The organism is Novosphingobium album (ex Hu et al. 2023) (assembly GCF_022832385.1).
GTDB classification, from domain to species: Bacteria; Pseudomonadota; Alphaproteobacteria; order Sphingomonadales; family Sphingomonadaceae; genus Novosphingobium; species Novosphingobium album.
On the sequence record NZ_JALHLE010000007.1, the window covers coordinates 62239 to 81148 of the forward strand.

Consider the following 18910-nt stretch of genomic DNA (forward strand, 5'->3'; position numbering starts at 1 on the left):
TCCCGTCACTGCGCCGGCCGCAGCATCACCGCACGCAACCGCGCGATATCCTCGTCGGCGAAGCCCAGCACCTGCTTCATGTAGCCGGCCGAACCACCGTAGGTCGCATCGAGATACGTGAAGAACTGCGCCAGGTGCGACTGGCCGCTCGGCGTAAACAGGTGCTCGGCCCTGGCGTCCTTGTCGGCATAGGCCTTGGCATAATGCGCAACGATCGGATTGTTGGGAAAGTCGGCCGGATCGAGCTTGGGCATTTCCCAGTGCGGATGGCGCAATTCGGTCGAAAGATGATAATCCTTCAGAATCGTCTCGCGATCGACGCCAAGCAGATCGTAGAGCAGCGCGGTGGCCACCCCGGTGCGGTCCTGTCCGGCGGAACAGTGATAGATCACCGCGCCGCCATCATACCCCTCCCCTTCCGCGATGATCTGCCGGTATAGCGAACGGTACTGGGGTGCGAGCAGCTTTTCCATGCCCTCGTAGATGTGCTCGCCCTTGCGCGCCATCATCGGCCCCATCAGCGCCCGCATGCTGTAGTCGTTGGAAACGAACAGAGCACCTTCGCGATCGTCGATTGTATCGGGATTGATTTCGCGCTCCTCGATCGAACGCAGATCGACCACCGTGCCCAGATGAAGCTGATCCACCAGCGTAAGGTCGGCGGGCGTCAGCATCGGCTGCGCGCCGGAGCGGAACACCTTGCCCCAGCGTACGACCTGACCGTCCCTGGTGACATAGCCGCCGATATCGCGAAAGTTGCTGCCCTGCTCCAGAGGCAGCACGCGCTCGGCCACGACCACGACGCCATTTTTGCCCTCGAGGATCAGATAGTCCCGCTGCGACACGGGCAGTTCGACGGCCAGCTTCTGCGCATGCGTGTTCTTCGCGACGAGAACATCCGATGCATCTAGCTTTGTGTCCGTGCTGCGCCAGATGGACACCGGCCCCGTATCCGCGCGCTCAAGTTCCGCGTGCTCCGCATCGATCCGCGTCACCGCCGCCAGTTCGCGCGCCTCGGCTGCAGGCGCTGCCAACATGGTAAGAGCAACGGCTCCGGAAAGGATATGGCGCATCGGCAGTATCTCCCTTTTCAGCCGGTCATGAGCGGGCGCCGGCTGTGCGTAAGGACGGGCTAACGGGAGACTGTCGGGCTGGCGAGACGCCCATCGTCCTTGCCGCCGTGGCGATGCGTTTCAGGCCGCAACCGGCCGTCGCGCGTACCACCCGAACCCGGCGATTACGGCGTAGCACAGCGCCGGAAGGGCCATCGCCATGGCCAGACTTCCGGAAAGGTCGGCTATGTGTCCAGTCAGCGGCGGGACGACCGCGCCGCCCACGATCATCACGCAGATCACCCCCGACCCGTCCGCGGCCCGCTTGCCGAGCCCTTCGCAGGCGAGGCTGAAGATGGTCGGGAACATGATCGAGTTCATCAGACCGATCGCCAGGTAGCTGCAGGCCGCGAGCGCACCAGACGTGTGGGTGGAAATGAACAGCAACAGCAGGGCACCGCAGGCGTTGAACGCCAGCACCTTGCCCGGGCTGACCATGCGCAGAACCGCCGAACCGATCAGGCGGCCTGCCAGCGCACCGCCCCAGTAGAACGGGATCATCTTGCCCGCCGCCTGCTCGCCCAGTCCCAGCACAGGCGCCTGCTCGAGGTAGTTGACGATCAGCGAGCCGATCGCGACTTCGGCCCCCACGTACAGGAAAATGCAAAGCGCGCCGAACCCGAACCGGGCGCGCCTGAGCAAATCGAAGCTGCTAAGGATCGAGCCTTCGCCGTGGTGTTCGCCCTTGAGACGGTTGCGGTTGAACCACACGACAGCAGCGATCACCAGCAAGGCAGCAGCCAGCCCCAGATAGGAATGCACCACTGCCTTTGTCTCGGCGACGCGATAGGCATCCAGTGCCGGACCGGACAAGTCCGCCGCGCTCACATGCGCCAGACTGCCCAGCATCACGACAGCGCCCACATACGGGAATATCGTCGTGCCGAGTGAGTTGAACGCCTGCGCGAAGGTCAGGCGGCTATGCGCGGTGCGTGCCGGCCCAAGCAGCGAGATCAGCGGATTGGCAACCACCTGCACCACCGTGATGCCGCTTGCCAGGACTAGCAGGGCGAAGAGGAACACCACGAAAGTCGCGCTGGCGGAGGCTGGGATGAACAGCAAGCAGCCTGCCATCATCGCGACAAGCCCTATCGCGGCGCCACGCATGTAGCCTACTTTCTTCACCAGCCAGGCGCCAGGAATCGAGACGGCGAAGTAGGCGAAGAAGAACGCCGACTGCACCGACAGCGCCTGCATGTAGTTGAGCGTGAACAGTTCCTTCAGCTTCGGGATGATCACATCGTTGAGCGAGGTGATGCCGCCAAAGATGAAGAACAGCGCGAACACGAACCATTGCAGCCCCGGCGCATTCACATGCGCGGCACCGTCCTCGCCGCCGAAATCGGGATCGGTGCTGCTCGTGGTGTCCATCGTGACCGCCATGCCCCTGTCTCCCCCGGAATGTTCTGGCTGTTCAAACGCCGTTTGTGCAGAGACCCGCATTCCCCGGCAAGGCCGCCGCATAACACTTATACGTATGCGCAAAGCACCAACGAGGCCCGCCTATCCCCCGAAGAGTCCTGCATAGGTTTCGCGCAGCAGCTTCTTCTGGATCTTCCCCATGGTGTTGCGCGGCAGCGCCTCCATCGTGAGTACCGCCTTCGGCACCTTGAACGCGGCGAGATCCTTGCGCAGCGCCTCACGCACGGCTTCGGGATCAAAAGGCCCTGCAGGCTGGACGACGGCCACCACCGCCTCACCGAAATCGGGATGCGGCACACCGATCACCGCCGCCTCGGCCACGTCCGGCCGGTCATCGAGCAGCGCCTCGACTTCAGCGGGATAGACATTAAGCCCACCTGAGATGATGAGGTCCTTCTCGCGCCCGACCAACTGGACATAGCCGTCGCTGTCGATGAGGCCCATGTCGCCGGTGATGAAGTAGCCATCGGGACGGAACTCGGCCGCCGTTTTCTCGGGCATCTGCCAGTAGCCCCTGAAAACGTTGGGGCCCTTCACCTCGACGATACCGACTTCACCCTGCGGCAGCACGCGACCCGTCTCGAACTCGGCGATGCGCAGAGAGACGCCCGGCAGTGGCGGACCGACATAGCCCGCGCGGCGTTCGCCGTCATAGGGGTTGGATGTCAGCATTCCGGTCTCGGTCATGCCGTAGCGTTCGAGCACGCGGTGGCCGCAGCGTTCCTCGAACGCGCGGTGAATATCGGCGGACAGCGGCGCCGAGCCGGAAATGAACAACCGCATGTGCGCAGCGCTTTCCTGCGTGAAGACGGGATCGCCAAGCAGGCGGATGTAGAAGGTCGGCACGCCCATCAGCACCGTGCTCGAAGCCATCAGGTCGATCACCCGTGCGCTTTCGAACTTGGGCAGGAACACCATCGAGGCGCCCGAGAACAGCACGCAGTGCACCGCAATGAACAGTCCGTGGACATGGAAGATCGGCAGTGCATGGATCAGCCGGTCCTCCGGCGTGAAGCGCCAGAAATCGATCAGCATCTCGCCATTGGACGCCAGATTGTCCTGCGTCAGCATCGCGCCCTTGGGTTTGCCCGTGGTGCCCGAGGTATAGAGGATCGCCGCCACATCATCGCCTGCGCGCGGCACCGGCTCGGCTTCTGCTTCGGGCAGGTCCGCGAACAGTTGCGCCAATGTCGTGACCTGCATGGCCCCGCCACCGATCCGCCCGAACAGATCGACGGATATGTCCCGGCACACCGCCAGCACCGGGGTCGCATCGGTGGCAAAGTAATCCAGTTCGCTCTCGGTATAATCGACATTGAGCGGCAGATAGATCGCCCCGGCCCGGATCGTCGCGAAATAGAGGATCAACGTCTCAACGTTCTTGTCCGTCTGCACCAGCACACGTTCGCCCGGCGTCACGCCCAGTTCCTGCAACCGCGCAGCCAGACGCCCGGCCTCGCGCGCGATTTCGCCGTAAGTCCATGACCGCGCCCCATCCTCGACCAGAACCTTGCCGGAAAACCGGTCAAAGCTCTGCGCGAACCGTGAATAAAGATCGCCCGCCATCGTTTTCCTTCTCTCCCGGGATGTGTCCCCGCCCGGCATACCCAAAACAGGCCGCCGGATCATGGTGAAAATTGATCGGGCTTCCAGTGTGTTAACCATGCCGGGAAGCATAGGATTCACCAGCGTATCCTAATTCCGGACTTAGTTAACGCGCGCCTGCACACCGAATCCGCTGGCGCTGCACACTTAGGGGTGTCCGAATGCTGGAGTGGTACCGCAAGACTCCGAACATCCGCTGGAAGATCACGATTGCCTTCGGCTTCATGGCCTTTCTGACAGCCATTTGTCTCGCCACCGTCGTGATGCAGTATTTCTACCTAAAAAGCGCGACGGCCGGTGTTCAGGACCCGGCAGTGCTCGGCGCGATCGACTTCAGCCTGATCTGGTCGCTGGGTACCTATCTGGCTTGCTCTGGGCTGGGCCTCACCGGAGCCTACTTCTTCGGCCGTGCCATCGCCGATCCCTATTCGGAGACGGTCGAGCGCATGGAAGCGCTGGCACAGGGCGATCTCGACAGTCCCATCCGCTTCACCGACTATCAGGACTGCGTAGGCCGCATGACACAGGCCATGGCGACCTTCCGCGGCAATGCCGTCGAAGTGCAGAACAGCAGGGCGCTGCAGGAGAAGATCGTCACTGTCCTTTCCGGCGGGCTGAGCCGGCTCGCCGAGAACGATCTCGAAAACCGCATCCACGAGACCTTCCCCGGCGCCTACGACAAGCTGCGGCTGGACTTCAACAACGCGATCGAAGCCCTCGCCCGTACCGTCTGCTCTGTGCGCACGAGCGCCGCCAGCGTCATGACCGGTGCCACCGAGATCCGCTCGGCCTCCATTGACCTCGCGCATCGCAACGAAGCACAGGCGGCCCGCTTGCGCCAGACGGCCGAGGCCATGAACAAGGCTACCGGCTCGGTCAAGGAAACCGCCGACGGTGCCGTGAACGTACAGCACACCATCGCCCAGGCCCACCGCGAAGCCACCGAAGGCGGCGGCGTCGTGCGCAAGGCCGTGGATGCCATGGCCGCGATCGAAGCCTCCTCGCAGGAAATCGCCCAGATCATCAACGTGATCGACAGCATTGCCTTCCAGACCAACCTCCTAGCTCTCAACGCAGGCGTCGAGGCCGCGCGCGCTGGCGATGCCGGCAAGGGCTTCGCCGTTGTTGCCGCCGAAGTGCGCGCGCTGGCCCAGCGCTCCTCCGATGCCGCCCGCGACATCAAGGATCTTATTGCCAAGAGCTCCGAACACGTCGAAACGGGCGTCGGCCTCGTCGGTGAGACTGGCCAGAAGCTCGATACCATCGTCAGCCGCGTCGGCGAGATCAATGCTCTCATCACCGAAATCGCGACGGCCGCCGAACAGCAGGCCGGCAACCTCCAGCATATCAACCATGCCGTGCGCGAAATGGACCAGGTCACGCAACAGAATGCCGCCGTGGTCCAGCAGGCCGCCAGCGCTGCGAGCCATCTGGAGGGCGAGTCCGGCCAGCTTTCGGAGCTGGTGGCACGTTTCCGCTGCGGCATTGAGCGTCCGGCGCTACGCCGCGCAGCCTGAAACATATCCGCACAGGACAAATTGGCGCGCCCGACAGGATTCGAACCTGTGGCCCCAAGCTTAGAAGGCTCGTGCTCTATCCAGCTGAGCTACGGGCGCGCGCCACGCCCCCATAGCGTGCTTCGTGTCCGGCGCAAACGGCGTTAGTAGCCCTGTCCGGAGAAGACGGGAAAGGCGGGGCACATGGAAAGGCTGGAATTCCGGCTCGACGATTCGGCGATTACCGATTTGCAGCGCCGTCTGGACGCGACCCGCTGGCTCGGCGAGGACACCGCCAGCCACGAACAATGCGGCGCGCCCTTGCCTTTCGTGCGCGACTTATGTGCCCACTGGCGCAATCGCTTCGACTGGAACGCATTCGAATGGTCGATCCGCGGCCGGGAACAGGTCAGGGTTCCCACCTCAGTGGTGCCGATCCATGCCATGACGCACGATTCCCCGCACGCCGATGCCGTGCCGATTCTGATGCTCCACGGCTGGCCGAGCGCCTTTCTCGAATTCGCGGATGTCGCCGACCGCCTCGCACGGCCGGCAGATGGCGGACCCGCGTTTCATGTCATTGCCCCCTCGCTGCCCGGATACGGCTTTTCGCCGTACGTGCCCGGGCTGAGCCCTCGCCGCATTGCCACTCTGATGCTGGAGATGATGCATGCGCTTGGTCACGAGCGGTTCCTGATCCAGGGCGGAAACTGGGGCAGTTCGATCGGCACCGAAATGGCTCGGCAGGCCCCCGAACGCGTGATCGGTTTGCACCTCAACACCGTCAACGGCAGCGCCCCCCGACGGATCGCCCCGCACTGTCGCCCGAGGATCAGGCCGTTGCCGATACCTACGCGACCTTGCTCGGCTGGCCCCATTTCAACTTACTGGCACAGACCCCGGTCAGCATCGCCCACGCTCTCAACGATTCGCCCGCCGGCCTGATGGCCTGGATCGGCGAACGCCTGCACGGCTGGTCAGATCCGGCGCTTCCCGGCAATCCCGGCCGCTCGCCCGAATGGATCTGCACGGTCACCTCGCTCTACTGGCTCACCGGCACCGCCGCCTCGTCGGCCATGCTCTACCACGATGCCGTGCGCGACCCGGCCCCCGAACGCTACGTGACGGTGCCCACCGCCGTGGCCCACTACGCCGCGGAGCCGGTGATGATCCCCCGTCCCTGGGCGCAGCGCCACTACAATGTGGTGCGGTGGGAGCGTCACGCATCCGGCGGCCACTTTCCCGCCATCGAAGTGCCGGATATTTTTGTGGAAGATCTGCGCGCCTTTGCATGCCTGCTAGGCTTGGGCGCGCGGACAGGTTAGGATTCGCCTCCATGAGCGATCAGCACCTGTCCCGTATTGACGGCCGCACCGGCGGCCGCCGCCATTTTCGCTATTTCGACTATGTGATGGTCGCCTTCGTGGTGATCCTGCTGCTGTCGAACCTGATCGGCGCGGCCAAGCAGGCTCAGATCACGCTGCCGGTGCTGGGGACGGTCAATTTCGGCGCGGGGGTGCTGTTCTTCCCGATCTCCTACATCATCGGCGACGTCCTGACGGAGGTCTATGGCTACGCCAACGCGCGCCGGTGCATCTGGGCGGGCTTCTTCGGGCTGCTGTTCATGGTGGTGATGAGCCTTGTCGTAGTGAACATCCCGGCCAACCCGGAATGGGCGCTCGCCTCGGCCACCTACACCATCGAGGGCCAGCAAGTGACGGCGCCCAATCAGGCGGCCTACTACTCGATCTTCGGCCAGACCCCGCGCATCGTCTTTGCCTCGCTAGTGGCGTTCTGGGCGGGCGAGTTCGTGAATTCCTTCGTGCTCGCGCGAATGAAAGTGATGACCCAGGGCAAGTACCTGTGGACCCGCACGATCGGCTCTACGATCTTCGGCGAAGGCGTGGACAGCGCCCTGTTCTATCCGCTCGCGTTCCTCGGCGTGCCGGGCTTTTCGCTGCATCTGGTGCTGACGCTGTCGCTGACCCAGTGGATCATCAAGACGCTTTGGGAAGTGGTGCTGACGCCGGTTACCTATATCGTCGTTGGCTTCCTCAAGCGGCGCGAAGGCGTGGACGTCTATGACGACGACATCGACTTCTCGCCCTTCGCCAAGACGCAATCGGTTTGAGCTGAGGTAGCCATGACCCGGCGGAGCGGCTAGCACCGCGCCACCCATGCTCGACCGCATTCTCCTGTCCCGTTTCCGCAACCACCGCGATACCGCGGTGGAAGGCACGGCGCAGTTCAACCTGCTCGTGGGAGAGAACGGCGCAGGCAAGACCAACGTGCTTGAGGCAATCAGCCTGCTGGCGCCCGGTCGGGGCTTGCGGCGCGCAGCGCTGGCGGACATGCCGGGTCAGGCGTTCGACGGCGGCTTTGCGGTCAGCGCGGCGCTGGCGGTGCCGGGCGGCGAGCCGGTACGGCTGGGCACCGGGGTCCTGCCGGAACGGCCCAGCCGGCGGCTGGTGCAGATCAACGGCGCCGAGGCCCCGGCAGTGCGGCTTGCGGAGTGGTTCTCGATCGGCTGGCTGACCCCGGCGATGGACCGCCTGTTCATGGACAGCGCCGGGGGCCGCCGCCGCTTCCTCGACCGGCTGGTGCTGGCAGTGCGCCCCGATCACGCCGCGCAGGCCAGCCGGCTGGAAAACGCTGTGCGCGAACGCAACCGCCTGCTGTCGGACGTCCGCCCGCCCGATCCGCACTGGCTCGACGCGATCGAGCTGCAGATCGCTGAATCCGGTGCGGCGGTCGCCGGGGCGCGTGCCGACCTGATCCTCCGTCTCGACGCGGCGCTCGCCGCACTGCCGGATTCGCCCTTCGCCCGCCCCTCGCTGGCCTACCGGCCGGGCGGACCAGTCCAGGCCGACGCTCTGGCCGTGGCGCTACACGATGGGCGCCCGCGCGACCGGGCGGCACAGCGCACGCTCACCGGCCCGCATCGCGACGAACTGGACGTCACCATGGCGGGCAAGAACCAGCCGGCGGCCGAATGCTCGACCGGCGAGCAGAAGGCGATGCTGATCGCAATCACGCTCGCCCATTCGCAGCTTCTCGAAGGCGGCGGTGAGGACCGCCCCCGCCTGCTTCTGCTGGACGAGGTAGCCGCGCATCTCGATCCTGTCCGCCGCGAAGCCCTGTTCGACCGCCTGCGTGCCGGTTCGGCGCAGATCTGGCTGACGGGAACAGAAACGACGCCCTTCGAGGCGATCCTGAGCGAAGCGTCGGTGTGGGAAGTCAGTTCGGGCTCGGTGCGACGGCTGTAGCCGCCTCGTTCACCTTCGGCAGTGCGTCGGCCACGTCATCCACTGTCGCCGAAACGATCGCATCCACCCCGATCGCCGTCGGGTGCATGTGGTCCTGCTGCATCAGATCCGGCTTGTCGATCACCGGCTGCAGGAAGAACGGCACCAGCAACGCGCCGTATTTCTGCGCGAGCTGAGGATAGATCGGATTGAACTTTTCCGCATAGTCCTTGCCCAGATTGGGCGCGGCCAGCATTCCCAGCACGATGACCTTGATCTTGTCGCTGGTGAGCCGCTTGAGGATCGCGTCAAGGTTCTGCCGTGTTTCCTTCGGCGGAAGGCCGCGCAGCATGTCATTGCCGCCCAGGCTGATTATGACCAGTTCGGGCCTTTCCGTCTGACTCTTGAGCGTGAAATCGAGCCGCTCCAGCCCGGCCGCCGTGGTATCGCCCGAAACACCCGCATTAACGATGCGCGCATTCACGCCCCGGGCGCGCAGCGCCTGTTCCAGCCGCGCGGGATAAGATTCCCCGTCATTCAAGCCATAGCCCGCCAGCAGCGAATCCCCGAAGGCAAGGATCGTACGTTCAGGTCCCATCACCGGTATTGCGGGCGGTGTGTCGAGCCCGCTTTCCGTCTGTTCCGGCACGGGCGGCGTGGCCTTGTCGCAGGCAATCAGGGCAAGAACGGGCAGCGCCAGCAGGGCAAGGCGGACAAGACGCAAAGGAATCTCCTTGTAGGACCGCATATTGGCACCCAATATGGCGTGAGTGACAAGCCTTTCCCAGCCCCCCGAACATGCCGTCATCGCCCGCGACCTGCGCCTCACGCTGGGCAGCGGAGACAGCGCGGTCGAAATCCTCAAGGGCATCGACCTTGCCGTACCGCAGGGCCAGACACTGGCGCTGCTGGGGCCTTCGGGCTCGGGCAAGAGTTCGCTGATGTCAGTGCTGTCCGGGCTCGAACGCGCGACATCAGGTACGCTGTCGGTCGCGGGGCAGGACTTCGCCGGGATGAAAGAGGACGCGCTCGCCCGCGCCCGCCGGGGCCGCATCGGCGTGGTGCTGCAGGCATTTCACCTCCTGCCGACGATGACCGCGCTGGAAAACGTCGCGACGCCGCTGGAGCTGGCCGGCATGGCGCAGGCGCGCGAACGGGCCGAGGCGGAACTGGAAGCAGTCGGGCTCGGCCACCGGCTGACGCACTATCCCTCCCAGCTTTCCGGCGGTGAACAGCAACGCGTCGCGATCGCGCGCGCACTTGCCCCCCGCCCCTCGCTGGTCTTCGCCGACGAGCCCACCGGCAATCTCGACGGGAAGACCGGCGCAGCGATCATCGACCTGCTTTTCGCCCGCCGCGCAGAGGCGGGAGCAACGCTGCTGATCATCACCCACGACGAACATCTCGCCCGCCAGTGCGAGAGGGTGGTGTCGCTGGCAGATGGCCGGATCGCGAGCGACACGCTTGGCTGACGCACTGCCCTGGCGCACGGCGTGGACGATTGCCCGGCGCGATCTATCCGCCCGGTTCCGAGGTCTGCGGCTGCTACTCGTCTGCCTGTTTCTGGGCGTCGGCGCGATTGCGGCGATCGGCACCCTGACCGGCTCCATCGAGCGCGAACTGGGCACGCGCGGGCAGCAGATCCTTGGCGGCGATATCGAACTGCGCGTCTGGCAGCGTGGGCTGACCGATGCGGAACTGGCCGCACTCAAGCCGCTGGGCGAAGTGTCGCCCGGCCTGCGGATGCAGGCCATCGCCAGCAAGGGTGAACTGACCGCCCCCGTCGCGCTCAAAGCCGTGGCCGGCGACTGGCCGCTCTACGGCAGGCTGGAACTGACCGGTGGACGCATGGTGGGCGCGCCGCCCGCAGGCACCGTGTGGATCGCGCAAGGCACTGCCGCCCGGCTCGGGATCAAGGCCGGTGACAGCTTCAAGATTGGCGGGCAGGCTGTCACTGCTGGCGGAATCATCAAGACGGACCCCGAGCAGCTGGGTGAGGGTTTCGCGCTGGGCGATACCGCCATTGCCCCCCTCGGCCTGCCGCAACGGGCCGGGCTGACTGCACCGGGCGCGATGTACCGCAGCGCCGTGCGGGTAAAATTCACGGGCAATGCCGATCCGGAAGCCGTCGCGAAACGGCTCGAAGACCGCTTCCCCGACGCCGGATTTCAGATCCGCACACGCAACAAGGCAACGCCTTCGACTGAGCGGTTCGTCAGCCGCATGGGCGAGTTTCTGGTGCTGGTGGGGCTGGCCGCGCTGGCCATCGCCGGGATCGGCATTGGCGGGGGCGTTTCCTCCTATCTCGAGGCGCGGCGCAATTCGATCGCCACGCTCAAGGTGCTAGGCGCCACCAGTGGGGACATCGCGCGGATCTACGTGCTCCAGGTCGGTGCAGCGGCGCTGGCAGGAAGCCTTGCGGGCCTGCTGGCGGGCGTGCTGGTTACACCGCTATTGGCCAGTGCGCTCGGCACACTGCTGCCGGTGAGCACCGGCTTCACCGTCTCGCCTTGGGCACTGGCGACGGCAGCCGCCTATGGGCTGCTGGTCGCGCTGGTCTTCGCCGCACCGCCGCTCGTACGCGCACGCAGTTTTCCGGCGATGGCCCTGATGCGCGCCCGCGTCGCCCCGCTGGCTGCGGACCGGAAAGCCCTCGCATTGCCGGTCGGGCTGGGCCTCGCCGCAATCATCGCGCTGGCATTCGCCAACGCCGCGCAGCCCATGGTCACGGCCGGGTTCCTTGCCGGGGCCGCCGTGATGCTCGCGTTGCTGGCACTGGTGGGCTGGGGCATCCGAAAGACCGCCGCGCACTTGCCGCGTCCGGCCGATCCGATGCTGCGGGCAGGGCTCGCGAACCTGCATCGCCCCGGCGCACAAACCGGCGCGCTGGTAACCGCGCTCGGCTTCGGGCTATCCGCTTTCGTGCTGATCGCGGCCGTGCAGACCAGCCTCGATGCCAATATCCGCAAGAGTGTACCGGCCCGCGCACCCGATTTCTTCGTGCTCGACGTGCCGCAGGACGGCGCCGCGCAGTTCCGTGACATGGTCCAGCAGACCATACCTGATGCGGTCACGCGGATCGTGCCGAACCTGCGCGGCAAGATCCTCGCCTATGGCCCGAAGGATCGCATGACCCGCGTCGCCAGCCTCGGCGATGATATCCCGGATGGCGCGTGGGCGCTCAGAGGGGAGCGTGGCCTGACATATTCCGTTGGCGTGCCCGAAGGCAGCACAGTCGTGTCCGGCAAGTGGTGGCCCCAGATGTACCGGGGCGAGCCACTCGTTTCGCTCGACGAGAAATTCGCCGATGCGGTGGGCCTCAAGGTCGGCGACTACGTGACCATCGGCGTACTCGGCATCGAAAGGACCGCGCGGATAGCGGCACTGCGGCGAATTGACTGGGACACGATGGGTTTCAACTTCGTGCTGGTCTTCTCGCCCAATGCACTGGCCGATGCCCCGCACCACCTGGCCGCAACCATCGAAGTGCCACCCGGTGCGCCCACCGCCGGACTGCTGCCGAAGCTGGCCCGTGCCTTTCCCTCCAGTTCGGTGATCGAAACGGGCGGGCTGCTGCGGGATGCGCGTGCGCTGCTGGATCAGATGTCGGTGGCGATTCTCGCCGCTTCCTCGGTCGCCGTGCTGGCCGGGCTTGCGGTGCTGCTGGGCGCGATCGCCGCCGCGCGCGCCAGCCGGACCTACGACAATGTGATCCTGCGCGTGCTGGGTGCCAGCCGCCGCCAGTTGCTGGCGCTGCAGATCGCCGAGTATGGCCTGCTCGCGCTTGTCCTCGCCATGATCGCCCTGGCCATTGGCAGCGCGCTGGCATGGGCGATCGTGGTCAAGCTCTTCGAATTCGACTGGCTGCCCGGCTGGCCGCACGTCTTCCTGGTACTCGGCGCAGGTCTGCTGCTGGTGCTTGCCTTCGCGCTGGGCGGCTCGCTTCCGCTGCTGCGGGCAAAGCCCGCCCAGGCCCTCAGGGAGCTATGATCAGCGGAACACGTCTTCGTGCGAGACGAGCGATCGCGGATCGCGCGTCTTCCACACCAGCGTGCCTGCGAGCATGTCGTGCAGGCCCTGCTTGCGCGCGGAGAAGGCTACCATGATATAGCCGATCATCAGGATGAGGCTCGACAGGAACTTGGCAAAAAAGCGGCCCGTGGCGCGCGCAAAGCTGATGCGGTTGCCGTTCAGATCCGTGACGACGAGGCCCACCGCGAGCTTGCCGACCGTGGCCTGCATGGGCGAACTCTCCATCAAGGCGAAATAGAGCCAGGTCATCGCAAAACTGACACCAAGCACCGTGAACAGCATCGACGGCATCATTACGCTCTGACTGGCGGGATCCATCATCGTCATGCTGGCGCCCAGGCCAATGCCGAATACCCCTGACAGCACGCTAAGGCCGATCTGAAGGATGATGTAATCGATAAAATAGGCGAGCACGCGCCACCAGAATCCGCCGTAGGGCTGCATGATCTTCCCCTGTTCATGCCGGCACGAAAATGCGCACCGTTCGGTGTTCGAATATTGGTCAGACTACGTCATCACGCGCGAACAGCAAGCGCGCCGTCGTCCCGTCAGGCCGGCACTTCCAGACCGGCCTGATCCCGGGGGTCATCGCCGAAGCGGTTCGTGCCCGACGTCCCCGGCAGGCTCATGACCACGAGATAGCCGATGCTCGTGATCCAGCCGAGGAAGGGAATCACCCCCAGAACCACGAAGCCGAGACACCACCATCCGCTCATGCCCCGGTCGTGCAGACGGCGCACGTTCACCGCCACGCTCGGAACAAGCGCGGCCAGGCTGTAGATGCCGAGGATCGCGAAGAAGGCTGTGGTGCCGATGCCCAACGTGCCGCCGAATTCCGCGCGCTGGATCAGCGCCCGATGGGAAAAACCGGTCGAAAAGACAAGCCCGGCCAGAATGGCGACCACCCCGATGTTCAACAAGCCGAAAGACCAGAATTCCTTGCGGCGCGACCGCCCGCGGAAATCGGCATAACGGTAGAACGGCAATATCATGTGTTCGAGCACGATTTTGCCCATCCTCTATAATCCGCGGCTGGTTTCTTCTTTTGGCTAACGGCTTTGCATCATACGGGCAAGAAAAAGGGGCACGCAGCCCCCCGACCGCGCACCCCTTGTGCAGTGTGCGTTCCCCGGAGCTTCTCCTGCCACCAGGGTTCGCCTGTCGCGCTCCGCCGTTAGAAGCGGTAGCGCGCCGCCACGCCATACGTGCGTGGCTGGTTCGGATAACCCGAGATCGAACCCGGCTGGGCCGGGCTGTCGAAAATCTGCAGGATCGTGCGGTCGTTGAGCAGATTGCGCCCCCAGACCGACAGTTCGATGCCGTTCGCCATCGCGTATGTGAGCGAGGCGTTCACATCGTTGATGTCCTGCTTGAACTCGCGCGCGGCGGCGAGCGCGGCACTGACGTCAGCGACGTTGCCCTGCGCATCATAGGTCACCAGACCCGGCAAGCCCTCGACCAGCTGGAACGGCATCTCGTAGTGATAATCGCCGCGCAGGATGATCCGGTCGCCGTTGCCCATTTTCTGCACCCATTCGGCCCCGAAGGTCACCGAAAGCGGCGAGGCTCCGGCCGGACGCGTGCCGGACAGGTCGCCAAAGGCAGACAGCAGGAACTTGTCGTACTTGGCATCGAGGTACGTCATCGACAGCGTCAGCGTCAGCGGATCAACAGGCTTGGCCGAACCTTCGAACTCAATGCCGAAGGCCGACTGCTTGCCGGCGTTGGCGAGGAAAAAGCCCGATCCGGTAAAGATGTTCGACTGGAAGTCCTTGATGATCTGCTTGAACACCGCGACGTTGGCGGAGACCACGCCCCATTTGCCCTTGAACCCGAACTCGTAAACCGTCGAATCCTCGGGGTTCGCATAGCGGCTGCCCGCGGTCAGGTTGGTCACCGCCAGTCCCTGCGCACGCAGCTCGACGAGATCCGCCGGGGTCGGACGGCTGTCGCGCGAGAGGTTGATGGAGGCCGCCTTGTAGCCGGTCGCGAAGGCCGCATAGAGATTGACGCTTGGCGTCACGTCCCAGGCCACGCGCGCGGTGTAGCTGACATTGCCGTCGCTGATCTTGCCGTCCTCCACGGCGTTGGGGACGTTCATGAACGGCGGGAAATACTGCAGCGGCTGCAGGCCGAGCAGCGAGTTCACCGCCGGGTTCGTTGCGTTGGCCGCAGCATAGTTCACGACCGCCTGGTAGTAAGGCGCGGTCGCCGGGTTGGTGGCGAAGGCATAGACAGCTGCCGGGTCGGACGGATTGACGCCCAGGTTTGCCAGCCCCTGCGCGAAGATCGCGGTTTGACCGTCGGCGACCAGATCGACCCCGGCGAAGACATCGTTCGACGTGGTATTGGTCGCGTAGCGTTTCTTGTCGTGGGTGTAGTTGATGCCGCTGGTCACCGTCAGCCCCGGCGCCACTTCGAAATCGAGCTGGCCAAATATCGACCAAGCCTCGTTCTTGACGGAATAGGCTTCGGTCAGGCCCGTGCCCGGCTGGAAGAACTGGCCTACATACTTGACCGGATTGCCTTCAAGGCTGCCAAGGATCAGTTCGAGATCACCACTGTCGAGGTGGCCGATATTGTTCGCACCGCCGGTCAGCGACTGCACCAGAAGATCAGCGTAGGTCCGGGCATCGCTACCCCAGAACACTTCGTTGTTCTGGTCGATCTTCTCGTTGAAGTAGTACGCGCCCAGCAAGCCGTGCAGCCGGTCGCCGAGATCGAAGCTGGCGCGCAGTTCCTGCGTGAAGGTCTTGATCCGCAGGTCCTGCCAGTTGCGGCCGAGCAGGTCCGCGCTGGAGAAATCGGAATCCTGATCGGTCAGCGCGTCGGTGCGGCGATAGGCCGTGATCGAGGTCAGCCTGGTGCCGTCCAGATCATAGTCGATCTGGCCCGAAAAGCCCCAGTTCTTGATCTTGTTGGAGCTTTCGAAGTTGTAATAGGCGATGTTGTCGTACTTCTCCGAGGGCAGGTTCACCGCCCCGCCCAGCGCGAAGATCGCGGCAGTCGGCAGCGCCTGCCGCAGGTTCACGACCGCGCAGCAGTTTTCATCGATCTTGCCGTAGTCGCCGATCAGGCGGACTTCGAGCCCGTCGTTGTTGTCAAACAGCATCTGGCCACGCGCGAACCAGCGGTCGCGCTCGTTGGTCCGCTGGCCCGTCGCCAGATCCCTGACGATGCCGTCACGCTTGTTGAGACCGCCCGCAAGGCTGAACGCGACGGTATCGCTGACGGGACCGGTGACCATGCCTTTCAGCGTCACCGCGTTGTAATTGCCGTAAGTGGCCTCGGCATTGCCGCCCAGGGTGAACTGCGGCTTCCTGGTCACGATCGAGATGACGCCCGCCGAGGCGTTCTTGCCGAACAGCGTGGACTGCGGCCCGCGCAGCACCTCGATACGTTCCACATCGGGGAAGTCGGCAATCATCGAGGCCGAACGCGAGCGGTACACACCGTCGATAAACAGGCCGACCGAGGGCTCGATGCCCGCGTTGTTGGCACCATTGCCGAAACCGCGGATGTAGAAGTTGGTATTGGCGCTCGACTGCAGCTGGTTCACGCGAAGCGAAGGCACGACCGACTGGAGGTCCTTGAGATCACGGATCTGCGCCTGCTCGATCGTGGCGCCGGTGGTGACGGTGACGGCGACCGGCACGTCCTGCAGCGTCTGTTCGCGCTTGGTGGCGGTAACGATGATCTCGTCCGAGAAAAATTCATCGGCAGGCGCGGGATCGTCCTGCGCCATTACCTGCGGCGCCCAGGCCAGACCAGCCAGGGCCACGCCCAGCAACAGCCTGCTGCGCACACATGCGCCTTTGATTACGCCGCCGCCCGAACGAACGGCTGAATTTGCGGAAACACCCTTCATGAGCACCGTCCATCTCCTGCTCGACTGCCCGTTTCTTTTGTCCGCAAGGCTAGTCGATGACATTCATGTTGTTAGGAAATTACCGGCCATTCGACAATCATGCCCGGTGAATAACTGCAGACAATCGGCAACCCTGTGACAGTCCTGCCACATTTCACTGCCCGCACGAGTGCTTGCCGGAATCGCACGGATCGGCTAAGGGCGCGCCAATTTTGCAGTGCAGCAAAGCCTGTCCGCCTACCCTCTTTTGAAAGTGAACTGATGTCCGCCCCGCTTCCCCTGCGCAATATCGCGATCATTGCGCACGTCGACCACGGCAAGACCACGCTTGTCGACCAGTTGTTCCGCCAGTCCGGCACCTTCCGCGACAACCAGCGCGTGGAAGAACGCGCGATGGACTCCAACGACCTCGAAAAGGAACGCGGGATCACCATTCTGGCCAAGCCGACCTCGATCGAGTGGGAAGGCCTGCGCATCAACATCGTCGACACCCCGGGCCACGCCGACTTCGGCGCGGAAGTGGAACGCATCCTCTCGATGGTCGACGGCGTTGTCCTGCTGGTGGACAGCTCGGAAGGCGCCATGCCGCAGACCAAGTTCGTGACCGGCAAGGCGCTGGGCCTCGGCCTCAAGCCGATCGTCGTCGTCAACAAGATCGACCGTCCCGACGGCCGCGCCGACGAAGTCCTCAACGAAGTGTTCGACCTCTTCGTCAGCCTCGACGCCAACGACGAGCAGCTCGACTTCCCCGTGCTCTACGCCTCGGGCCGCAACGGCTATGCCAGCGACGACATCAATGCGCGCGAAGGCACGCTGGATCCCCTGTTCCAGCTTATCCGCGACCACGTTCCGGCGCCCAGCCTCGATGTCGAAGCGCCCTTCTCGTTCCTGGCAACGCTGCTCGACCGCGATAACTTCATGGGCCGCGTACTCACCGGCCGCGTCCAGTCGGGCGTGCTCAAGATCAACGACCCGATCCGTGCGATGGACCGCGACGGCAAGGTGATCGAGACCGGCCGCGCCTCCAAGCTGATGACTTTCCGCGGCCTCGAACGCGTGCCGGTGGAAGAAGCCCGCGCGGGCGACATCATCGCGCTCGCCGGCCTCGAGAAGGCCACTGTTGCCCACACCATCGCCGATCCGCAGGTAACCGAGCCGATCCAGGCCCAGCCGATCGACCCGCCGACGCTCGCCATGCGCTTTGCGGTCAACGACAGCCCGCTCGCCGGTCGTGAAGGCGACAAGGTGACAAGCCGCCTGATCCGCGACCGCCTGATGCGCGAAGCCGAGACCAACGTCGCCATTCGCGTCACCGAGAGCGAGGACCGCGACAGCTTCGAGGTTGCCGGCCGCGGCGAACTGCAGCTGGGCGTCGTCATCGAGACGATGCGCCGCGAAGGCTTCGAACTGGGCATTTCGCGTCCGCGCGTGCTGTTCAAGACCGACGAAGCCGGCGGCCGCACCGAGCCTTATGAAACCGTCGTGATCGACGTGGACGACGAGCACTCGGGTACCGTCGTCGAGAAGATGCAACGCCGCAAGGCCGAGCTGACCGACATGCGTCCCTCGGGCGTGGGCAAGACCCGCATCACTTTCTCAGCGCCCTCGCGCGGCCTCATCGGCTACCACGGCGAGTTCCTTTCGGACACCCGCGGCACCGGCATCATGAACCGCCTGTTCGAGAAGTACGGCCCCCACAAGGGCGCAATCGAGGGCCGCCTCAACGGCGTGCTGATCTCGAACGGCACCGGCGAAGCCAACGCCTACGCGCTCAACAACCTGGAAGATCGCGGCATCCTGTTCGTCGCTCCGCAGGAAAAGCTCTACGAAGGCATGGTGATCGGTGAGAACGCCAAGCCGGACGACCTCGAAGTGAACCCGATGAAGGCCAAGCAGCTGACCAACATCCGTTCCTCGGGTAAGGACGACGCGATCCGCCTGACTCCGCCCAAGGTCATGACGCTCGAGCAGGCCATCGCCTATATCGACGACGATGAAATGGTCGAAGTGACCCCGCAGTCGATCCGCCTGCGCAAGGTCCACCTCGACCCGCACGAGCGCAAGCGCGCCAGCCGTAAGAAAGACGCGGCCTGATCCTTTCCTGATCCTTGGGCCGCCTCCCACCGGAGG

15 protein-coding genes and 1 tRNA gene are annotated in these 18910 nt (G+C 64.6%); 8 read left to right on the top strand and 8 right to left on the bottom strand.

Translation table 11 applies throughout. The features are described from left to right. Window positions 1-5 precede the first annotated feature (5 nt). The 3 genes from MTR64_RS06190 to MTR64_RS06200 form a co-directional block, all read right to left on the bottom strand. The gene (locus MTR64_RS06190; RefSeq protein WP_243991918.1) at window positions 6-1073 is read right to left on the bottom strand and encodes a tyrosine-protein phosphatase; all 1068 of its coding nucleotides are present in this window, start codon (window positions 1071-1073) and stop codon (window positions 6-8) included. 120 nt (window positions 1074-1193) lie between these two features. Continuing rightward, on the bottom strand, window positions 1194-2495 hold the full coding sequence (locus MTR64_RS06195) for a sugar MFS transporter (protein WP_419144918.1): 1302 nt from the start codon (window positions 2493-2495) through the stop codon (window positions 1194-1196). A 120-nt stretch (window positions 2496-2615) separates the two neighbouring features. Next, a complete protein-coding gene (locus tag MTR64_RS06200; protein ID WP_243991920.1) occupies window positions 2616-4100 on the bottom strand; it encodes an AMP-binding protein in 1485 nt (494 codons plus the stop codon). A 200-nt stretch (window positions 4101-4300) separates the two neighbouring features. On the opposite strand from MTR64_RS06200, the gene MTR64_RS06205 reads away from it, so the two are divergent. Continuing rightward, a complete protein-coding gene (locus MTR64_RS06205; RefSeq protein ID WP_243991922.1) occupies window positions 4301-5656 on the top strand; it encodes a methyl-accepting chemotaxis protein in 1356 nt (451 codons plus the stop codon). A 22-nt stretch (window positions 5657-5678) separates the two neighbouring features. On the opposite strand, the gene MTR64_RS06210 is transcribed toward MTR64_RS06205, so the two are convergent. After that, a tRNA-Arg gene (locus MTR64_RS06210) sits at window positions 5679-5755 on the bottom strand. An 84-nt stretch (window positions 5756-5839) separates the two neighbouring features. Between MTR64_RS06210 and MTR64_RS06215 the strand changes: the two genes are divergently transcribed. From MTR64_RS06215 to recF, 4 genes are read left to right on the top strand one after another with little or no spacing between them, the layout of a single operon-like run. Beyond that, complete coding sequence (locus MTR64_RS06215) at window positions 5840-6580, top strand: epoxide hydrolase family protein (protein WP_243991924.1); 741 nt, start codon at window positions 5840-5842, stop codon at window positions 6578-6580. After that, window positions 6580-6960 carry an alpha/beta fold hydrolase gene (locus tag MTR64_RS06220; protein ID WP_243991925.1) on the top strand — a complete coding sequence of 127 codons (381 nt, stop codon included), beginning with the start codon at window positions 6580-6582 and terminating at the stop codon, window positions 6958-6960. The genes MTR64_RS06215 and MTR64_RS06220 overlap by 1 nt, the downstream gene beginning before the upstream one ends. Before the next feature lie 11 nt (window positions 6961-6971). Further along, window positions 6972-7766 carry a queuosine precursor transporter gene (locus tag MTR64_RS06225; RefSeq protein WP_243991926.1) on the top strand — a complete coding sequence of 265 codons (795 nt, stop codon included), beginning with the start codon at window positions 6972-6974 and terminating at the stop codon, window positions 7764-7766. Window positions 7767-7812: 46 nt separating this feature from the next. Continuing rightward, a complete protein-coding gene (recF, locus tag MTR64_RS06230; RefSeq protein WP_243991927.1) occupies window positions 7813-8901 on the top strand; it encodes a DNA replication/repair protein RecF in 1089 nt (362 codons plus the stop codon). Here recF and MTR64_RS06235 read toward each other — a convergent pair. Next, complete coding sequence (locus tag MTR64_RS06235) at window positions 8873-9604, bottom strand: arylesterase (protein ID WP_243991928.1); 732 nt, start codon at window positions 9602-9604, stop codon at window positions 8873-8875. The genes recF and MTR64_RS06235 overlap by 29 nt on opposite strands. Window positions 9605-9650: 46 nt before the next feature. On the opposite strand from MTR64_RS06235, the gene MTR64_RS06240 reads away from it, so the two are divergent. After that, on the top strand, window positions 9651-10352 hold the full coding sequence (locus MTR64_RS06240; RefSeq protein WP_243991929.1) for an ABC transporter ATP-binding protein: 702 nt from the start codon (window positions 9651-9653) through the stop codon (window positions 10350-10352). Further along, window positions 10345-12870 (top strand): ABC transporter permease, encoded by a 2526-nt coding sequence (locus tag MTR64_RS06245; protein ID WP_243991930.1) that lies wholly within the window; start codon window positions 10345-10347, stop codon window positions 12868-12870. Before MTR64_RS06240 ends, MTR64_RS06245 begins: the two co-directional genes overlap by 8 nt. Here the strand turns inward: MTR64_RS06245 and MTR64_RS06250 are convergent, their stop codons facing one another. The 3 genes from MTR64_RS06250 to MTR64_RS06260 all read right to left on the bottom strand — a co-directional run bounded on the left by MTR64_RS06250 (window position 12871) and on the right by MTR64_RS06260 (window position 16780). Further along, a complete protein-coding gene (locus tag MTR64_RS06250) occupies window positions 12871-13356 on the bottom strand; it encodes an RDD family protein (protein ID WP_243991932.1) in 486 nt (161 codons plus the stop codon). A gap of 104 nt (window positions 13357-13460) precedes the next feature. Further along, on the bottom strand, window positions 13461-13928 hold the full coding sequence (locus MTR64_RS06255; RefSeq protein ID WP_243991933.1) for a DUF805 domain-containing protein: 468 nt from the start codon (window positions 13926-13928) through the stop codon (window positions 13461-13463). Window positions 13929-14086: 158 nt separating this feature from the next. After that, window positions 14087-16780: a TonB-dependent receptor gene (locus MTR64_RS06260; RefSeq protein ID WP_419144924.1), complete on the bottom strand. Its 2694-nt coding sequence runs from the start codon at window positions 16778-16780 to the stop codon at window positions 14087-14089. A 261-nt stretch (window positions 16781-17041) separates the two neighbouring features. Here MTR64_RS06260 and typA point away from each other — a divergent pair, with 261 nt between their 5' ends. Then, entirely contained in the window at window positions 17042-18874 is a 1833-nt protein-coding gene (gene typA, locus MTR64_RS06265; RefSeq protein WP_243991934.1) for a translational GTPase TypA, read from the top strand. Window positions 18875-18910 lie beyond the last annotated feature (36 nt).